This is a genomic window from Marinobacter sp. 3-2 (genome assembly GCF_003751355.1).
Classification (GTDB): Bacteria; Pseudomonadota; Gammaproteobacteria; order Pseudomonadales; family Oleiphilaceae; genus Marinobacter; species Marinobacter adhaerens.
Genome location: NZ_RJUQ01000017.1, coordinates 186,356 through 204,852, shown reverse-complemented (window position 1 = coordinate 204,852; position 18,497 = coordinate 186,356). Strand labels below are relative to the sequence as shown.

At 59.1% G+C, this 18,497-nt stretch carries 17 protein-coding genes; 13 read left to right on the top strand and 4 right to left on the bottom strand.

Annotation, left to right across the window (positions count from 1 at the left end):
- The first annotated feature begins 46 nt into the window (after positions 1 to 46).
- From EDB94_RS17775 to EDB94_RS17740, 8 genes are all read left to right on the top strand, one after another.
- Positions 47 to 238: a membrane lipoprotein lipid attachment site-containing protein gene (locus tag EDB94_RS17775; RefSeq protein ID WP_008172919.1), complete on the top strand. Its 192-nt coding sequence runs from the start codon at positions 47 to 49 to the stop codon at positions 236 to 238.
- Positions 239 to 318: 80 nt separating this feature from the next.
- On the top strand, positions 319 to 804 hold the full coding sequence (locus EDB94_RS17770) for a (2Fe-2S)-binding protein (RefSeq protein WP_108019094.1): 486 nt from the start codon (positions 319 to 321) through the stop codon (positions 802 to 804).
- Position 805: 1 nt separating this feature from the next.
- Entirely contained in the window at positions 806 to 3,010 is a 2,205-nt protein-coding gene (locus tag EDB94_RS17765; protein ID WP_108019093.1) for a xanthine dehydrogenase family protein molybdopterin-binding subunit, read from the top strand.
- A complete protein-coding gene (locus EDB94_RS17760; RefSeq protein ID WP_260312625.1) occupies positions 3,003 to 3,998 on the top strand; it encodes an XdhC family protein in 996 nt (331 codons plus the stop codon). Before EDB94_RS17765 ends, EDB94_RS17760 begins: the two co-directional genes overlap by 8 nt.
- 49 nt (positions 3,999 to 4,047) lie before the next feature.
- Positions 4,048 to 4,674, top strand: coding sequence for a methylthioribulose 1-phosphate dehydratase (locus EDB94_RS17755; protein ID WP_108019091.1), 627 nt, complete (start codon positions 4,048 to 4,050; stop codon positions 4,672 to 4,674).
- Entirely contained in the window at positions 4,671 to 5,231 is a 561-nt protein-coding gene (locus EDB94_RS17750; RefSeq protein ID WP_008172914.1) for an acireductone dioxygenase, read from the top strand. Before EDB94_RS17755 ends, EDB94_RS17750 begins: the two co-directional genes overlap by 4 nt.
- The gene (gene mtnC, locus EDB94_RS17745; RefSeq protein ID WP_108019090.1) at positions 5,228 to 5,920 is read left to right on the top strand and encodes an acireductone synthase; all 693 of its coding nucleotides are present in this window, start codon (positions 5,228 to 5,230) and stop codon (positions 5,918 to 5,920) included. The genes EDB94_RS17750 and mtnC overlap by 4 nt, the downstream gene beginning before the upstream one ends.
- Positions 5,921 to 5,956: 36 nt before the next feature.
- Positions 5,957 to 7,012 carry a DUF3080 domain-containing protein gene (locus tag EDB94_RS17740; protein WP_108019089.1) on the top strand — a complete coding sequence of 352 codons (1,056 nt, stop codon included), beginning with the start codon at positions 5,957 to 5,959 and terminating at the stop codon, positions 7,010 to 7,012.
- A 7-nt stretch (positions 7,013 to 7,019) separates the two neighbouring features.
- On the opposite strand, the gene EDB94_RS17735 is transcribed toward EDB94_RS17740, so the two are convergent.
- From EDB94_RS17735 to arsC, 4 genes are read right to left on the bottom strand one after another with little or no spacing between them, the layout of a single operon-like run.
- Entirely contained in the window at positions 7,020 to 8,837 is a 1,818-nt protein-coding gene (locus tag EDB94_RS17735) for a GspE/PulE family protein (RefSeq protein ID WP_108019088.1), read from the bottom strand.
- 20 nt (positions 8,838 to 8,857) lie between these two features.
- Positions 8,858 to 9,229, bottom strand: coding sequence for a DUF2069 domain-containing protein (locus EDB94_RS17730; protein ID WP_008172908.1), 372 nt, complete (start codon positions 9,227 to 9,229; stop codon positions 8,858 to 8,860).
- Positions 9,230 to 9,286: 57 nt separating this feature from the next.
- Positions 9,287 to 9,892: an NAD(P)H:quinone oxidoreductase gene (gene wrbA / locus EDB94_RS17725; protein ID WP_008172906.1), complete on the bottom strand. Its 606-nt coding sequence runs from the start codon at positions 9,890 to 9,892 to the stop codon at positions 9,287 to 9,289.
- Positions 9,893 to 9,935: 43 nt separating this feature from the next.
- Complete coding sequence (gene arsC, locus EDB94_RS17720) at positions 9,936 to 10,289, bottom strand: arsenate reductase (glutaredoxin) (RefSeq protein WP_014576707.1); 354 nt, start codon at positions 10,287 to 10,289, stop codon at positions 9,936 to 9,938.
- Between the two features lie 68 nt (positions 10,290 to 10,357).
- Here arsC and EDB94_RS17715 point away from each other — a divergent pair, with 68 nt between their 5' ends.
- The 5 genes from EDB94_RS17715 (at position 10,358) to EDB94_RS17695 (ending at position 18,495) form a co-directional block, all read left to right on the top strand.
- Positions 10,358 to 10,825: a TlpA disulfide reductase family protein gene (locus EDB94_RS17715; protein WP_062784909.1), complete on the top strand. Its 468-nt coding sequence runs from the start codon at positions 10,358 to 10,360 to the stop codon at positions 10,823 to 10,825.
- Between the two features lie 45 nt (positions 10,826 to 10,870).
- Entirely contained in the window at positions 10,871 to 14,353 is a 3,483-nt protein-coding gene (dnaE, locus tag EDB94_RS17710) for a DNA polymerase III subunit alpha (RefSeq protein WP_062784907.1), read from the top strand.
- A gap of 139 nt (positions 14,354 to 14,492) precedes the next feature.
- The gene (gene accA / locus EDB94_RS17705) at positions 14,493 to 15,446 is read left to right on the top strand and encodes an acetyl-CoA carboxylase carboxyl transferase subunit alpha (protein ID WP_008172897.1); all 954 of its coding nucleotides are present in this window, start codon (positions 14,493 to 14,495) and stop codon (positions 15,444 to 15,446) included.
- A complete protein-coding gene (tilS, locus tag EDB94_RS17700) occupies positions 15,430 to 16,779 on the top strand; it encodes a tRNA lysidine(34) synthetase TilS (protein WP_108019087.1) in 1,350 nt (449 codons plus the stop codon). Before accA ends, tilS begins: the two co-directional genes overlap by 17 nt.
- 87 nt (positions 16,780 to 16,866) lie before the next feature.
- Positions 16,867 to 18,495 (top strand): CTP synthase, encoded by a 1,629-nt coding sequence (locus tag EDB94_RS17695; protein WP_108019086.1) that lies wholly within the window; start codon positions 16,867 to 16,869, stop codon positions 18,493 to 18,495.
- Positions 18,496 to 18,497: the final 2 nt, after the last annotated feature.

Sequence of the window (18,497 nt, the reverse complement as noted above, 5' to 3'; positions counted from 1 at the left end):
ATTCCCTAACAAGAGCCGCTGTGGCGGCTGAACGGAGGTTATCGTCGTGAAAAAAGCTGTATTGGTTGTATTCGCCGTACTGGCACTGGCGGGCTGTAAGGATCGAGTTATCTGGAACGACAACGGCAAGGTTGAAGAGGCCACAACGGACCGGGAGGTCTGGGACTCAAACGGCAAGATGGAGTCCGGCGAACGCAAGATCTGGGTTAACAAGGATGGCGAAGAGGTCGTCAGATAGGACTCGGGTATCTGCCACGGGGGCAGCCACAATAATAAATCCGGAAACAACACCGGAGACAGGTAAAGGAGAGGGTTGGGATGGCCGTGAGCCTGACAGTCAATGGCGACGAGCGGTCGCTGAACATTGAAGGGGATACGCCTCTTCTATGGGTATTGCGTGATGAGCTGGGGCTCAAGGGAACCAAATTCGGTTGCGGCGCGGGCCTCTGTGGTGCCTGCACAGTTCACTTGAACGGGCAGCCTGTGCGTTCCTGCTCGACACCGGTCGAAATGGCCGCGGGTGGTGATGTGGTTACGATTGAAGGCCTGGGGGAGGGAAGTCGTCTTCATGCACTGCAGGATGCCTGGATCGAACACGGCGTTCCTCAATGCGGCTACTGCCAGTCGGGCCAGATCATGAGTGCGGCCCACCTTCTGGCCAGCAATCCGGCGCCTTCACGTGAGGAAATTGTTGCGGCCATGACAGGCAATCTTTGCCGATGCGGCACCTACTCGCGGATCATTGCAGCCGTGGAATCCTGCGTCGCTGATACGTCAGACGGCGCTCAGGGAGGGGCGGCGTAACATGGCGATGAACCGACGAAATTTCCTCAAGGTCAGTGCCGGTGCCTCCGGCAGCCTCATGGTTTCAATAACGTTGCCGGGCTGCGCGGGAATCCAGACGGGTTATGAGCCGGACACGGGCGAATGGCGTCCCGATGCCTGGCTGGAACTGACTGCCGATGATGAAGTCTTCTTCACCCTGGCCCGGGTCGAAATGGGGCAAGGAACTTACACCGGGTTGACCACTTTGATTGCCGAAGAGCTGGAAATCCAGCCGGAGCGGATCACCCCACGTTTTGCACCTGTGGCGCCGGAGTATCGAAATCCTCTATACAAGCTGCAACTGACAGGCGGTAGTACCAGTATTGCGACCAGTTGGGAGCCGCTTCGAACGGCCGGTGCGGAAGCCCGGCAAATGCTGGTTATGGCGGCAGCACGTGTATGGAACGTCGAAGCAACCGAATGTCGCGCCAGTGAAGGCAGGGTGGTGCACCCGAACGGTATCGACTCCATGGCCTATGGCCAGTTGGTTGAGTTGGCCGCCAAAGAAGTGCTGCGTGGTGACATAGCGCTCAAACCGCAGAGCGAATGGAAATACATTGGCAAGCAACGAGGCAAGCTCGATGCCCGGGCGAAGTCCACGGGAACCGCAGTTTACGGGATTGATGTCGATCTTCCGGACATGGTGTACGGCGTTGTTTCACGCTCTCCCCGACGCGGCGGCCGGGTCCGGGACTTCAACGCTGATCAGGTCCGTGCAATGACGGGTGTGCTTGATGTATTCAAGATCGAGCGTGGCGTGGCCGTTGTTGCGGACAAATACTGGCGTGCCCGGAAGGCTCAGGAAGCGCTCAAGATAGACTGGGATTTTTCGGATGCCGTGTCTCTGTCTACGGTCGACGTGTTCGACTCCTACCGCGCCGCCGCCGATGACGATCCCGGAGAGTCCGAGCGTAGTGAGGGCAGTTTTGCCAGTGCCATGGAGGAGGGCGACCGGGTAGTGGAAGCGGAATATGCCCAGCCCTACCTGGCCCACGCGACATTGGAGCCCATGAATGCCACGGCCTGGTACCGAGAGGACGGCATGGAAGTGTGGGCCCCTACACAGGCGCCCGACCTTGGCCGGATTGCAGCAGCCCGGGTGACCAATCTTGGCCCCGACGATATCACTATCAATACGACCTTTCTCGGCGGCGGTTTTGGCCGTCGACTGACGCAGGACTATATCGAAGAGGCGGCGGCGGTGGCCTACCGGGTCGGACGGCCGGTTAAGGTCATCTGGTCCCGTGAAGAGGACACCCGTCACGATCTCTATCGCCCTGCCATGCTGCATCGCATGAAAGCCAGCCTGTCTGGTGCTGAGCTGACGGGCTGGCATCACCAGATTGTTGGTCCTCAGATCCTGGACTGGTATGTCCGCAATGCGGCCCCTGCCCAGTATCCCTGGGCGCCAAAATTCATGTACGACACACTGGGCTCAGTCGGGCTAATGGCCGAAGGCATTGCCACGCCGAAAGATCACTCCGCGATTGAGGGGGCTATCGAATACCCCTACCGGGTCGCCAATATTGATATCCGTCATACCCACACCGATCCCGGCATTCCGATTACCTGGTGGCGTTCGGTAGGTTTTTCCCACAACGGGTTTGCCGTCGAAACCTTCATGGACGAACTTGCCCATGAGGCAGGTGAGGATCCTTACCAGTTCCGTCGTCGTCTTATTGCCCACGAGCCGAGGCACCTTGAAGTGCTTGACCGAGTTGTCAGGCTGGCCGACTGGCAGTCGCCTGTGCCAGAGGGCCGGGCCCGGGGGCTCGCCCTGTTCCGGAGTTTCGGAACGTACGTTGCCCAGGTGGTGGAAGCCGGAATCGAGAATGGTGCGATCCGGGTATACAAGGTCACCTGCTCGGTGGACTGCGGACAGGTCGTAAACCCCCGTATCGTGGAGGACCAGATCGAGGGCGGTATCCTGTTTGGGCTGACCGCGGCACTTTATGGAGAAATCACGCTGGAGAATGGCGAGGTCCAGCAGAGCAATTTCCACGACTACCCCCTAATGAGGCAGTACGAGCGTCCTGAGGTATTGGTGGATATTGTTGCAAGCAGCGAGTCGCCGACCGGAGTCGGCGAGCCTGGCGTGCCGCCGGTGATCCCGGCCCTGGGTAATGCCCTGTTTGCGCTCAATGGAAAGCGGCAGCGTAGCCTGCCATTGAGAGCCAATGCCTGATTCAAGCGTCGCCTATTCGGTCGCTACTGGCCACCAGACCGTATTAGACAGAATGTCTCACTGGCTGGCGGAAGGTCAGAGAGCCTGGCTTTGCACCATAGTGGACACCTGGGGCTCCTCGCCGCGTCCGGTCGGCTCCTGGCTGGCGATTGCAGAATCCGGTCACTGGAGCGGGTCGGTGTCCGGTGGCTGTCTGGAAGAGGATCTGCTCCGGCGCACAGCGGAAGATGGGCCGGAACATCCGGTTTTCGTTGATTATGGAATCACCGATGATGACCGGGATCATTTCCAGCTGCCTTGCGGTGGCCGGATACGGCTTCTGATTGAACCCTTCCGGGGCCAGATGGGTCTCGATCACGTTCAGGCATTGGCGGCTGCCTTGCGCGATCGCGAACCGGTGGTTCGTCGCGTGCCGATAAACGGGGCTGCGACGCTGGAGCATACTGTCTCCCGGGCCGGTAACGCGGTCCACTTCGACGGTGAACAGCTTCTTCATGCTTTGCAGCCCGAGTGCCGGCTGTTGCTGATCGGTGCCGGCGAAGTCGCCCGTTACGTTTTTGAATTCGCGACCGCGGCGGATTTTGCTGTCACCCTCTGTGAGCCGAGGGAGGCCTTCGCCGCCGGCTGGAGTTTTGAAGGGATGCCCCTGGACCGGCGCCTGCCCGATGATCTGATTTCGACAGAGTTTGGCGACGCCTGGTCCGGTATTCTGGCCCTCGCCCATGATCCGCGCGTCGATGATATGGGGCTGTTGGCCGCTCTTCACTCCAGAGCCTTTTATGTTGGCGCCATGGGATCCCGAAGGACCTCAGAAGCCAGGCGGGAGAGGCTCGCCTCTCTGGGGCTGGAAGAAGACGCACTGGAGCGCCTGCGAGCCCCCATTGGCGTCGATATTCCGAGCAAGACACCGGCAGAAATTGCTGTCTCCATTGTCGCCGATCTGATTGCCGCACGGCATCATTTGCGAGGAGCTGGTTCGTCCCTATAATGGCGCCCATGGGAGTGTCCCAAGCGCTCTGAAACCCGGGAGAGAACTCGTGTTTGATGTAACCCGATACGCCGTCGCCGCGGATGCGATTTTGCAAGCCGGTCGATTCCTGTACCAGCAGGGTTGGTCGCCCGCAACGAGCAGCAACTATTCTGCCCGCATTGATGCCGAACACATCGCCATTACTGTTTCAGGCCGTCACAAGGGACAGCTGGGCCCGGGTGATGTCATGGTGGTCGATCTGGCCGGCCGGCCGGTACAGAGCGACTGTCGCTCCTCTGCAGAAACAAGGCTGCATACGGTGCTGTATGAGGTCTTTCCCGAGGTGGGCGCGGTTCTGCACACCCACTCGGTGAAGGCAACGGTGCTCAGTCGTCTGCTTGAGCCCGGCCAGCCACTGGCGCTGGAAGGCTATGAGCTGCAGAAGGCGTTTACCGGCGTTGAGACCCACGAATCAGTTCTGACGGTTCCGGTGTTCGACAACACCCAGGACATCGACGCGTTGGCGGAGCACACTCGCGAATGGTTCCGGGAGCATCCGGAACAGCCAGGCTACCTGATTCGTGGCCATGGCCTGTACACCTGGGGCAAAACCATGGCCGATTGCCTGCGCCATGTCGAGGCCTTTGAATTCCTGTTTGAATGTGAGCTTGAAACCATGAGGGTTCGCCCATGACTACCCTGAGTATCTTCGACCAGAGCCAGCCCGAAAAGGCACGCAAAGTGACCGGGAATCCTGAAGAAATACGTGAGCTTCTGGCCCGCCACGGTGTGCGCTATGAGCAGTGGCCAACGAAAGATCTGCCGGCTGACGCCTCCCAGGAAGACATCCTTGAGGCCTACAGCGAGGAAGTCTCGAAACTGAAGCACGAATGTGGTTTTCAGACCGCGGATGTGATCAGCCTGAACCCGGACAATCCGCAGAAAGACGCGTTCCGGCAAAAGTTCCTGGATGAGCACACCCACAGTGAAGACGAAGTTCGTTTCTTTGTCCGTGGCCAGGGTCTGTTTTACCTGCACTTCGGCAACGAGGTTTTCGCCGTGCTGTGCCAGAAAAACGATCTGATCAGTGTGCCCGATGGCACTCGTCACTGGTTTGATATGGGCCCGGAACCTGCGTTTACCTGCATTCGCCTGTTCACCAACCCCGAGGGCTGGGTGGCGGACTTTACCGGTGAAGACATCGCCGGTCGCCTGCCTCGCTATGAGGCGCTGGCAGGAGCGGCCGAATGATCCGGGTTGTGCTCACGGATATCGAAGGCACCACCAGCTCTATTTCGTTTGTGCACGATGTCCTGTTTCCCTATGCCAGCGAGCACCTGCCGCGTTTTGTCCGTGAGCAGCATCAGGACAGCCCGGCTGTGTCTGAGCAACTGGACGCAGTGGCCGAGGTTTCAGGCGTTGCGCGTGAGGATGTCGAAGGGCTGATCCAAGTGCTTGAAACCTGGATCAGGGAAGACCGCAAGGAAACCTCTCTTAAGACGCTGCAGGGCATGGTCTGGGAGCAGGGATATCAGCAGGGAGAGCTGAAAGGGCACATCTATGCTGACGCAGCCGACTTCCTTCAACGCTGGCATGATCGGGGGCTGCGTTTGTTCGTATATTCATCAGGTTCGGTGAAAGCCCAGAAGCTGATTTTCGGTTTTACCACGGAAGGCGATTTTACGCCGTTTTTCTCGGGCTATTTCGATACCCGTATCGGTGGCAAGAAAGAGACCGTTTCATACCGGAATATTCTGTCTGAGTTGGGCGTCGAGGCCTGCACGGTGCTGTTCCTGTCTGATGTGGAAGCTGAACTGGAGGCAGCCGAAGAAGCCGGCATGCAAACTGCCTGGCTTGTTCGCGAGGGAGATCTGCCTGAAACCGAACGTTTCGTTGCCCGTGATTTTGCGGAGGTCGATACCCTGCTGCAAAAGCGCTAGGCCCAGGGCTTTTTAACGCCATCGCAGGAGGAATGAATGCCCGGAACCGGAATTTGCAGAATCTTTGCGCCGGTTCTCGCCGTGCTTCTTGCCGGTTGCGACCCGTTCTCGGATGCGCGTCCCATGATGGACGAGTATGTGGAGCGGGTGGCCCGCGTGTTGGAAGCCGATCCCGAGTTTTCTGACATTCCCTCCGCCAGCCAGCTTCCCCGCCGCCGTGACCGTGTGCTGACCATGCCCGAACTGGACATGGGAATGCTCGATTTTCTATCGCTCTACGGCTGTGAACTCCAGTACGTTGTTGGTGAGAAAAACTCGGTGATGGGGCGGGTTATGCAACCCCTAAACCGCCTTCGTTATGAAATCCGGTTTATCGAAGCGGCCAGGGACTGTCTGCCGGATATAGAAGATGAAGAATTTGCCGAAGAGCTTGCCGGTGGTATCGACAGCAAGCTTGAATCCCTGCCCATTGCTATCTGGAATGCCACCTGGGGCGTCGAAGAAATCGAAAAGCTGTTTACCCTGGCCAAGGGCTACTATCCCGTCGCGCCAGAGGGCAATCCGGTGTCTGATCTCGCCCTTGATATCGACAGCCTGAACGCAGCAGTGGCCCGTTTGTACTCTGAAGATCTGGCGGTTTCCCTCGACTTTGCCGGCGACGTTCATCAGCGCTGGCAGGCAGAATACCGCGCAGGTCAGTTGATCAACAGCGCGCTTCTTCTGACTGCAAGGCTGAAGGACGGGACGGCATTGCTCAAGCAGAGAATTGAAGGCAAGCCTCTGTGTATTAACGGCCAGCCGAACAACCAGTCGGATATTGTTCAGAGTATGTTTTTCAGTGTTTATATCGAAAAGATCCAACCCTATATGAGCACTGTGACCCAGGGACGGGTGGCGCTCATCGAGCCGTTCGAGCAGTTGGCGGAAATGCAGCGGGCGGTCATGCCAGAAAGTTTCGCCGGTTGGTATGAGCGGCATCTCTCACAGAGCGCCGAGGCCAGCCTGTGGCGGGAACTGGACGTGGCCATGATGGCCCACACCAAAGCATGGCAGGAATTACTGGGCCAGTGCGGATTGCGCCCGGGAGCCTGACCCTCATTCAGCGCTGGCTTTCCGGCGTCACCCTCAGAATCTCTTCCACCGTTGTCTGGCCGGCGGCCACTTTCTGTGCACCACTCAAGCGCAGGGATTTCATACCTTCCTTGTAGGCATCCAGCCTCAGCTGCTCCAGCTCGCAATGATCGGTGATCTGTCGTAGCAATGCGCCTGACAGCGTCATAATTTCATAAACCCCTGCGCGGCCAAGATACCCTGTGTTCCGGCATTCCAGGCAACCCACGGGCTGATAGAACTGCTTGGGAACCGGCGCTTTCCAGGGCCGGGTGAGAGTTTGCCAGGCCTGTTCATCAGCGGGGCCAGGGGATTTGCAGTGAGGGCACAGAGTTCGGGCAAGCCGTTGTGCCATCACGCCCAGTACCGTGGCCCGAATCAGGTAAGGTGGAATGCCCAGTTCCATCATCCGGGTAATCGCGCTCGGGGCGTCGTTGGTGTGCAGGGTCGAGAGCACCAGATGGCCAGTGAGGGCGGCCTGAACCGCCATTTCCGCCGTTTCCAGATCGCGGATCTCGCCGATCATGATGATATCCGGGTCCTGACGCAGCAGCGCCCTTACGCCGGCTGCAAAGGTCAGGTCGATGTTGGTCTGAACCTGCATCTGGTTGAACGCCGGCTCCACCATTTCGATGGGATCCTCTATGGTGCAGACGTTGAGCTCGGGCGAGGCAATTTGTTTCAGGGTCGAATACAGGGTCGTGGTCTTGCCGGACCCCGTGGGCCCGGTTACCAGGACGATGCCGTGTGGGCGGGATGTGATTTCCTGCCAGCGCTGGCGGTCTTCCTTGCCGAATCCCAGTTGCTCGTAGGACTTCAAAAGCACGTCTGGATCAAAGATCCGCATGACCATCTTTTCGCCAAAGGCAGTCGGCATGGTGGCCAGACGCAGTTCCACCTCCCGGTTGTCGGGTTTGCGGGTCTTGATACGACCGTCCTGGGGGCGGCGTTTTTCCGCCACATTCAGGCGACCGAGGATCTTGAGGCGACTGGTCACCGCCACGCCCACATGCTCGGGGAACTCATAAACGTTGTGCAGAACGCCGTCGATCCGGAACCGGACCTGGGTGACCGTGCGGCGGGGCTCGATGTGAATATCCGAGGCGCGCTGGTCGAAGGCGTACTGCAGCAACCAATCGACAATCTTGACGACGTGCTGGTCATTGGCGTCCGGGTGTTCGCTGGCGCCAAGATCAAGCAGCTGCTCGAAATTCTGGTTGCCGGCAACACCTGGGCCCTGGCTGCCGCTGGCCTTGCTGACGGAATTGGCGAGCTGGTAGAACTCTACTGTGTACCGGCGGATATCCTCGGGATTGGCGACAACGCGCCGGATATCCTTGCGAACGGCCTGTTGAAGGTTCTGCACCCAATCGCTCTTGAAAGGTTCTGTGCTGGCGATCAGCACCTCATCGGCGCCGATCTCAACGGCCAGGATGCCATGGCGCTGCGCAAAGGCGTAAGACATCACCCGGGCAATGGCAGGTGTGTCGATCTTGAGGGGATCAATATGGTAATAGGGTTGCCCCGCCCAGTCGGCCAGCCAGTGAGTCAGCCGATCCAGATCCAGGGTACGACCGCTCTTCTGGCTGGTCAGCGCGGCAATCGCCACCAGTTCCAGCGGGTGGCGCCTCCCTTTCTGTCCGTCGCCGGTTGCCGCGCCCAGGTTGGCCGACAACACCCGCTCTGCGTCTTCCTGGCTGATTTCCCCGCTGGTAACAAGCGCGGTGCAAACATCTCTCAAGGTCAGGGTACTTCTGGGCGGCGCGGGTGGCCGCTGCACCGTTCCGGAGTTGCTCGTGTCAGCCATAGAGGGTCAGTTCCAGGTCTTCAGGGTGTGTTTCCGTCTGCCACCGGCCGGTTCACCTTCAGGTGAATCATGGCAACAGTGAACAACAGGAAGGTCAGTACCGTCAAAATGACCGGCCCCGGGGCGCCTTCGCTCAGCCATGCCGAAACAACGGCCTGAGTGAAGTAGAAGATCACCACGAAGGACATCCAGATATAGCCCCGATTGTGACCGCGAAAGACCGTGACCGCAAAGGGCAAAAGCGGGACCAGTTTCACCGCCAGCATCAGGGGTATTGAAACACCCTCGACGGGAGCCGGGTAGAACGTGGTAATCAGCAGGGTGGCAAGCACGCCGATGTAAAGGGCGATCGTCGCCCGCACAGTGATGCGGGCCTTCGGGTTGTTCAGCATAGTGTGTTCCGGAGTCGATAAGTGTAAAGCAAAGTACGTCCTGCGCCCGGTCGCGTATCAGTCAGCGAGTTTCAGCGCCAGTCGCGCCAGACGTTCGCCAAAGGCCTGGCACAGGGCTTTCTCATGCGTGCTCAGGGGTTGCTGTTCGCCGGTTCCCGCCCAGTGGGTAGGGCCGTAGGGCGTGCCACCGGTGTCCGTTTCGCCGAGACTTTTCTCCGAGTAGGGCAGGCCGCAGACCACCATGCCATGATGCAGCAGCGGCATCATCATGGTCATGAGAGTCGTTTCCTGCCCGCCATGGAGGCTGCCGGTAGAGGTAAACGCGCCCGCCGGTTTGCCTTCCAGGGTTCCGCTCAGCCAGAGGTCGCCGGTCGTGTCGAGGAAATGCTTCAGGGGCGCTGCCATGTTGCCAAAGCGGGTGGGGCTGCCGATGGCCAGGCCGGCGCAATTTGCGAGATCGGATTTGCTGGCGTAAGGCGCTCCAGAGTCCGGAACTGCGGGCAGGGACGCTTCCGTGTCCGGTGAAACCGGCGGTACCGCCCGCAACCTCGCTTCCATGCCTGTTACCCGGGCCACGCCACGACCAATCTGGCTGGCCAGCTCCGCAGTCTGGCCTGTGCGGCTGTAAAATAGCACGAGAACATAGGGCAATTGATCGGACATCGTCAGAGATCCTTCTGATCTGGCTGGAGGAGATTGTTCGGCGTTACAGGATCGAGAGAACGTTTTCCGGTGGCCGGCCAAGTGCTGCTTTGCCGTTGGCGATTACAATCGGTCGTTCAATCAGTTTCGGTGTTGCTACCATCGCGGCGATGAGTTGTTCGTCGCTCAGGTCGGGGCTGTTCAGGCCCTGTTCTTTATACTCTTTTTCTTTCGTGCGCATCAGTTCGCGGGGGCGAAGATCCAGTGCGTTCAGGATATCCTTGAGCTCCTGCTCTGTCGGTGGTGTTTCCAGGTAGCGTATAATCTCTGGCTCAATTCCCCGTTCGGTAAGCAGTTCAAGGGTTTGGCGGGATTTCGAGCAGCGAGGGTTGTGGAAAATCCGGGTGGGTTCTGTCATCTTCGTGCCTGATTGTCTGAATGGAGTCCACGATTTCTGTGGCCGGTAGTCTAACAGGAGGTTTTCCAGTGCAGTACCCTGATTCTGTCCGTAGGCGTTCCGGCCTGCATGTTCTGGCCGTGGCGCTGCTCATTCTGGCGATGTCCGGCTGCCAGAAAATCGAGCTAGAGCGGGCAGAAGGCACAAAACTGAACTGGGACACCTTGCGCGGCCAGTGGGTGTTGGTTAACTACTGGGCGGAATGGTGCAAACCGTGCCTCGAAGAAATTCCCGAGCTCAATGAGCTGGACAAGGCGCCGGACATTACCGTACTCGCCGTCAATTTTGATGGGGTGCAGGGCGACGCATTGGTCGAACTGGGCGAGCGTATGGGGATTGAATTTACCATGCTGGCGGACGATCCAGGGCCGGGGTTCGGCTGGAAGTTACCGGTCGCGCTGCCTGCCACTTTTCTGGTTAATCCGGGCGGCGATCTGGTCGAGACCCGTTTTGGACCCCAGACCGAAGAAGAACTCCGGGCCGTGATCGGCGGTTGAGCCGGCCGCCCCAACTGAATTACACAGCAGGAATAACCTGACGTTATGTCGCAGACTTTTGTACACCTCCGCGTCCATTCCGAATACTCCATGGTGGATGGCCTGGTCAGGGTTAAACCGCTGATCAAGCGCGTTGCCGAGCTGGGCATGCCGGCTGTTGGCCTGACCGAGCAATCCAACATGTGCTCGCTGGTTCGCTTTTACAAGGCGGCCATGGGCGCGGGCGTCAAACCCATTATTGGCGCCGATCTGTGGCTGGAAAATCCGGACGAGCCCGAGAACCCGTTCCGCATCACGCTGTTGGCGCGAGATAACGACGGTTATCTCAACCTCACCGAAATCATTTCCCTGGGGTATACCGAGGGGCAGCGGTTTGGCAAGCCAATCATCCAGCGCAAATGGCTTGAGGCTCGGCCGAACGGTTTGATTGCGCTCTCTGGTTCGAGAATGGGCGATGTGGGCAAGGCTTTGATGGCGGGCAAACCGGAATTGGCCCGCGAGCGCGCCCGTTACTGGATGGATTTGTACCCGGATAGCTACTACCTCGAGTTACAGCGCACCGGTCGTCCAGGAGACGAAGACTGCCTGCACCTGAGTGTTGAGCTGGCCGGTGCTCTTGGCCTTCCGGTGGTTGCCACTAACGATGTGCACTTCCTGGAGGCGGAAGACTTTGAGGCTCACGAGGCCAGGGTCTGTATCGGTGAGAGTCGTACCCTGGATGATCCGCGCCGTGATCGCCGGTTCAGTGACCAGCAGTACCTGCGCAGCGCCGATGAGATGATCGAGCTGTTCAGCGACATCCCGGAAGCAATCGAGAACACCGTGGAGATTGCCCGGCGTTGCTCGGTGAAGGTTCGGATGGGTGAGTATTTCCTGCCCAATTACCCGATTCCCGATGGCATGACCATGGACGACTATTTCCGGAAGGTCTCCGAGGAGGGGCTGGAAGAGCGGCTGGCCAAGACCCTCAGCAAGGACGATCCGGAATACGATGCCAAACGCGAGGCCTACTACAAGCGCCTGAACTTCGAGCTGGATATCATCATCCAGATGGGGTTCCCGGGCTACTTCCTGATCGTGATGGACTTCATCAAGTGGGCCAAGAACAACGGTGTGCCCGTGGGGCCAGGCCGGGGTTCCGGTGCCGGCTCGCTGGTGGCCTACGCCCAGCTGATCACTGACCTGGATCCACTAGAATATGACCTGCTGTTCGAGCGGTTCCTGAACCCGGAACGGGTTTCCATGCCCGACTTTGACGTCGACTTCTGCATGGAGGGCCGGGACCGGGTGATCGAATACACCGCCCAGAAATACGGTCGAGAGGCGGTGTCGCAGATCATTACCTTCGGCACCATGGCCGCGAAGGCGGTTGTGCGGGATGTTGCCCGGGTGCAGGGCAAATCCTATGGCCTGGCCGACAAGCTGTCCAAAATGATCCCGTTCGAGCCGGGCATGACCTTGGAGAAGGCTCTGGAGCAGGAGCCACAGCTGGTCGAGTTTCTCGAGAACGACGAGGAAGCCCAGGAAATCTGGGAAATGGCCCTGAAGCTCGAGGGCGTGTGCCGGAACGCCGGTAAGCACGCCGGCGGCGTGGTGATCGCGCCCACCAAGATCACTGATTTCTCGCCCCTGTACTGCGACGACGAGGGCGGCAGCCTGGTGACCCAGTTCGACAAGGGCGATGTGGAAGACGCCGGCCTGGTGAAGTTCGACTTCCTGGGTCTGCGGACGCTCACGATCATCAAGTGGGCGCTGAACATGATCAATCCGCGCCGGGAAAAGAAGGGCATGCAGCCGCTCGACATTAACGAGATTCCGCTGGATGACGTGCCCTCGTTCGACATGCTCAAGAAAGCGGAAACCACGGCGGTGTTTCAGCTGGAATCCCGGGGCATGAAGGACCTGATTCGCCGTCTGCAGCCAGACTCCCTCGAAGACATGATCGCCCTCGTGGCCCTGTTCCGGCCGGGGCCGCTGCAATCGGGCATGGTGGACGACTTTATCGACCGTAAGCACGGCCGCCAACCCATGTCCTTCCCGCATCCGGATTACCAGTATGAAGGCCTGAAGCCGGTTCTGGAGCCCACCTACGGGGTTATCCTGTACCAGGAGCAGGTCATGCAGATCGCCCAGGTGATGGCCGGTTATACCCTTGGTAATGCGGACATGCTGCGACGCGCCATGGGCAAGAAAAAGCCCGAGGAAATGGCCAAGCAGAAGCAGTTTTTCCTGGATGGCTGTGAGCAGAACGGGATCAACACGACCCTGGCCGAAAACATCTTTGACCTGGTCGAGAAGTTTGCCGGCTATGGCTTCAACAAATCCCACTCCGCCGCCTATGCACTGGTGTCCTACCAGACACTCTGGCTGAAAGCCCATTACCCGGCAGAATTCATGGCCGCGGTACTGACTGCCGATATGCAGAACACCGACAAGGTGGTCACGCTGGTGGAAGAGTGCCGGAACATGAAGCTGGATCTTCTGGTGCCAGACGTCAGCCGTTCGGAATACACCTTTACCGTCAACGACGAAGGCCAGATTGTGTATGGCCTCGGTGCTATCAAAGGCCTGGGCGAGGGCCCGATCCAGAGCATCGTGGAAGGTCGTGGCGATGGCGAGCCCTATCAGGATATTTTCGATTTTTGCCGACGCATTGACCTGAAAAAGGTCAACAAGCGCGCCATGGAAGCGCTGATCCGGTGCGGCGCCATGGACAAGCTTGGCGCCAGCCGGGCTCAGTTGATGGCCAGCATCGATAAGGCCGTGCAGCAGGCCGGCCAGCAATCCCGTAACGAGTCCGTCGGCATGATGGATATGTTCGGCGAAATGCTCGAGGCCGGTGACGGTGGCGATCCCTACGAGGACGTGGCCGGCATGCGCGAGTGGCCCGAAAAACAGCGGCTGAAAGGGGAGAAAGATACCCTGGGGCTTTACCTCACCGGCCACCCGTTTGATGAATACGAGAAAGAGGTTCGGCGGTTTGTCCGGTCCTCCATCGCCGATCTGAAGCCGAACAAGTCACCCCAGCGCGTCGCCGGGTTGGTGGTTGCCCAGCGCACCATGAAAACCCGCACCGGTTCCACCATGTGTTTCATTACGCTGGATGACAGGAGCGCGCGGATAGAGGCGACCCTGTTCTCGGAAGCCTTCTTTGAAAATCGGGAGCTGTTGCAATCTGACCAGGTGATTGTCGTGGAAGGGCAGGTTAGCCACGACGACTATTCCGGCCAGATGAAGATGCGGGTGAGCTCGGTGATGGATGTCGCGAGCGCTCGTCAGCAGTTCAGTCGTGGGTTGAAGCTCAACCTGCACGCCGATCAGCTGCAGAACGGACTGCTGGAGAAACTGGACACCACCCTGAGGCCGTTCCGCTGTGATGGCAGTCCGGTCTGGATTGAGTACAGCAGCCCCGAGGCGTCCACCCGGATCGAGCTGGGTGAATCCTGGCGGGTGCAGCCGGATGACAACCTGCTACTGGAGCTCCGTTACCTCGTAGGCGACCAGTCGGTAGAACTGGTCTATGATTGAGTAAGCTGAAAATTAAAAGTTTGTCAGATAGCGGACTCATACCAATGTCCGCTTTAGCCACTGACCGGGCGCTGCTATCTTTGTGTAAATTCTGGTTTGGCGGAGCATTTTCCCGCCTGGCAAAAAATGATGGAACATCATGAACCCTAACTATCTGGATTTCGAACAGCCAATCGCCGACCTGGAAGCCAAGATTGAAGAGCTTCGGATGGTTGGCAATGACACCGACATCAATATCACCGACGAGATCACCCGGCTGAAGAAAAAAAGCGTCAGCCTCACAGAGAGCATTTTCTCCGATCTCAAGCCCTGGGACGTTGCCCGGCTGGCCCGCCATCCTCGCAGGCCCTACACCCTGGACTACATCGAATCCATGTTTGAGGATTTCGATGAATTGCACGGTGATCGCCGTTATGCAGACGACCTGGCGATCGTAGGGGGTACTGCCCGGCTGGACGACAAGCCGGTGATGGTGATTGGTCATCAGAAGGGCCGGGAAGTGCGGGACAAGGTCAAGCGCAATTTTGGTATGCCCCGCCCTGAGGGCTATCGCAAGGCCCTGCGCCTGATGGAAATGGCCGAGCGGTTCAAGATGCCCATTCTCACGTTCATCGACACGCCGGGTGCCTATCCTGGCATTGGTGCTGAAGAGCGTGGGCAGAGTGAGGCCATTGCCTTCAACCTGGCCGTGATGTCCCGCCTCAAGACACCCATTATCTCCACGGTGATCGGTGAGGGCGGTTCCGGTGGCGCGTTGGCCATCGGTGTCTGTGACCAGCTGAACATGCTGCAATACTCCACCTACGCGGTGATTTCTCCAGAGGGATGTGCGTCGATCCTCTGGAAGAGTGCCGAATACGCTGCTCAGGCGGCGGAGGCCATGGGTGTTACGGCTGACCGGCTCAAAGATCTGGGGCTGGCGGATAACGTGGTAACAGAGCCCCTCGGCGGTGCTCACCGCAATCCCGAAAAAATGTCGGAATCCCTCAAAGAGGTTCTGGCAAAAGGCGTCGCTGAACTCAGCCGCCTGCCACTGGATGAGCTGGTATCCCGCCGCTACGAGCGGCTGACCCGCTATGACACCGGGCGCTGAGCCCGGCTTCGGATTCCACTGGCCGGAGGCCCTGTGTGCCCCGGTCAGAGAACTCCCCGATCACACCCGTCTTTGGGTCGCCCTGAGCGGCGGCCTCGATTCCACCCTGTTATTGCACCTGGCAGCCCACTGCCATGGCCGTTCCGGCGCTGTCCGGGCGATCCATATCAATCATCAGCTCCAACCCAATGCATCGGATACCGAGTCGTTTTGTCGCGGTGAATGTGAGCGACTTGGCGTGCCGCTTGTGGTTGAGCGGGTAACCGTCGATGGTGGTCGTAGCTCGGGTGCGGGTATAGAGGAAGCTGCCCGCAAGGCTCGCTATGCCGCCCTCGAGGCGCTGGTCGGGAAGGGGGACCTGGTCTTGATGGCTCACCATGGGGATGACCAGGCGGAAACCGTTCTGTTCCGGATGCTCAGGGGCAGCGGTGTGGCCGGGCTGGCGGGCATGCCGGCCAGTCGTGAGCTGGGCGCCGCGACCCTCGTCCGGCCCCTGCTCGCGTTTGAGAGGGCCGAACTCGAGCGCTGGGCCAGGGTCGCTGGCCTGTCATGGGTTGATGACCCCAGCAATACCGACCAGCGATTTGACCGGAATTTCCTCCGTCACACTGTGTTGCCGCTCTTGCGGGATCGCTGGCCGGGGTTGAATCGCAGGCTGCGGCACACGGCGGAATCCTGTGGCGAGAGCGAAGCGCTGAACCGCAAACTGGCCGCGTTGCAGTGGCAGGCAATCGGCGGCGACCGGGACCGTCTCCCCGTTGATGGCCTGAAAACACTGCCTCTGGCGGAGCAGAAGAATCTGCTACGTTGGTGGGCACGGGAACGCGGGTTTCATGCGCCCACCCCTGGTGACTGGCAGCAGGTCATTCGGAACCTGCTGTTTGCCGCAGAGGATCGGGAGCCGGAGTTCCGGTCCGACGGTTTCAGTTTTCGGCGCTTCCAGGGTGATCTTTGTCTGGTTCCCGACCGCGGCCCGTTACCGGACGCTCCGGTCGATCTCGAGCCGGGGGAGGGCGTGGCGTGGGGAGAGTGGTCCCTCAGGTTGGAATCTGTCGTTACCCCGGAACAGTCGTTGCCGCCAATACGGATATTTACGAGGCAGGGTGGCGAGCGGGTCCGTTTCCGTCCCGATGGGCCGTCCCGTTCGCTCAAGAAATGGCTGCAGGAAGTCAGCGTTCCACCCTGGGAAAGGGCCCGTCTGCCGCTGGTTTTCGCGGGTTCCGGGGACGCAGCAGAGCTCATTGCCATTGGCGATTTATGGTGTTCTGAACAATACTCGGGAGGCGCCCATGCCGCCGGTTGGCGGCTGGTCGTAGAGCGGGAATGTGATTGAGTCAATGGGGCCTTTCTGGTAGTCTGGCGTCCCATCTTGAGATGACAATCTCCCTCCTTCACCGAACCAGACAATCACGGAATCTGCATGACGCGTTATATTTTCGTCACCGGCGGTGTCGTGTCCTCCTTGGGGAAAGGTATCGCATCAGCCTCTCTGGCTGCGATCCTCGAGGCACGCGGCCTGAAGGTCACTATTCTCAAGCTGGACCCGTACATCAACGTGGACCCCGGCACCATGAGCCCGTTCCAGCACGGTGAGGTTTTTGTCACCGAGGATGGCGCGGAAACAGACCTCGATCTGGGCCACTACGAGCGCTTCATCCGCTCCCCGATGAGCAAGCGCAACAACTTCACCACCGGTCGGGTGTACGAGGAAGTAATCCGCAAGGAGCGCCGTGGCGACTACCTGGGCGGAACTGTGCAGGTAATCCCCCATATCACTGACGAGATCAAGCGCCGGGTCGTTGAAGGTGCCGCCGGTGCCGACGTGGCATTGATCGAAATCGGTGGCACGGTGGGTGATATTGAATCCCTGCCGTTCCTAGAAGCCTGTCGTCAGCTGAAGGTGGAAGTGGGTCCCCAGCGTGCGATCTTCATGCATCTGACCCTGGTTCCGTACATTGCCACTGCGGGTGAGATCAAGACCAAGCCCACCCAACACTCGGTCAAGGAAATGCGCTCTATCGGTCTGCAGCCGGATATCCTGCTGTGCCGCTCCGAGCACGAGGTGGACGCCAGTTCACGACGCAAGATTGCCCTGTTCACCAACGTCGAAGAGCGGGCCGTTATTCCTCTCCAGGATGCCAAATCCATTTACGCCATTCCTCGCATGCTCTATGAGCATGGCCTGGATCAGCTCGTTATCGAACGATTCGGCCTGGATGCACGTCCTGCGGACCTCAGTGAGTGGGACAACGTTGTTGAATCACTGATGAATCCCGAGCAGGAAGTGACCATTGCCATGGTTGGCAAGTACATGGAGCTTCTCGACGCGTACAAGTCGCTGATCGAATCCCTGCTGCACGCCGGCATCAAGACCCGCACCAAGGTCAATATCAACTACATCGATTCCGAAGACATCGAGCGTGATGGCACCGGTGCGCTGGCCAATGCCGACGCGATTCTGGTGCCGGGCGGTTTCGGTGAGCGCGGCGTGGAAGGCAAGATCCGCACGGTTCAGTATGCCCGTGAGAACAAGGTTCCTTACCTTGGCATCTGCCTGGGTATGCAGGTTGCTGTAATTGAATACGCGCGGAACGTGGCCGGTCTGACCGACGCTCACAGCACAGAATTCCGCGAGCACACGCCGGAGCCGGTGGTGGGCCTGATCACCGAATGGCTGGATTCCACCGGAGAGCGCGAAGAGCGTACGGAAGAATCTGATCTTGGCGGGACCATGCGTCTCGGCGCCCAGGATTGCGTGCTTACCGAAGGTTCCACCATTGCCAACTGCTATGGCAAGAAAACCATTCGCGAGCGTCATCGCCATCGTTACGAGGTCAACAACCACTTCCTGCCAAAGTTGGAAGAGGCCGGTCTTCAGATCTCAGGTCGTTCGACCGATGGTCGTCTGGTCGAAGTGGTTGAAGCGCCGGATCATCCCTGGTTTGTCGCCTGTCAGTTCCATCCGGAATTTACCTCCACGCCCAGGGACGGCCACCCGCTGTTCAAAGGCTTTGTTGAGGCAGCACTGGCCTGCAAGAAAGGATCCTGAGC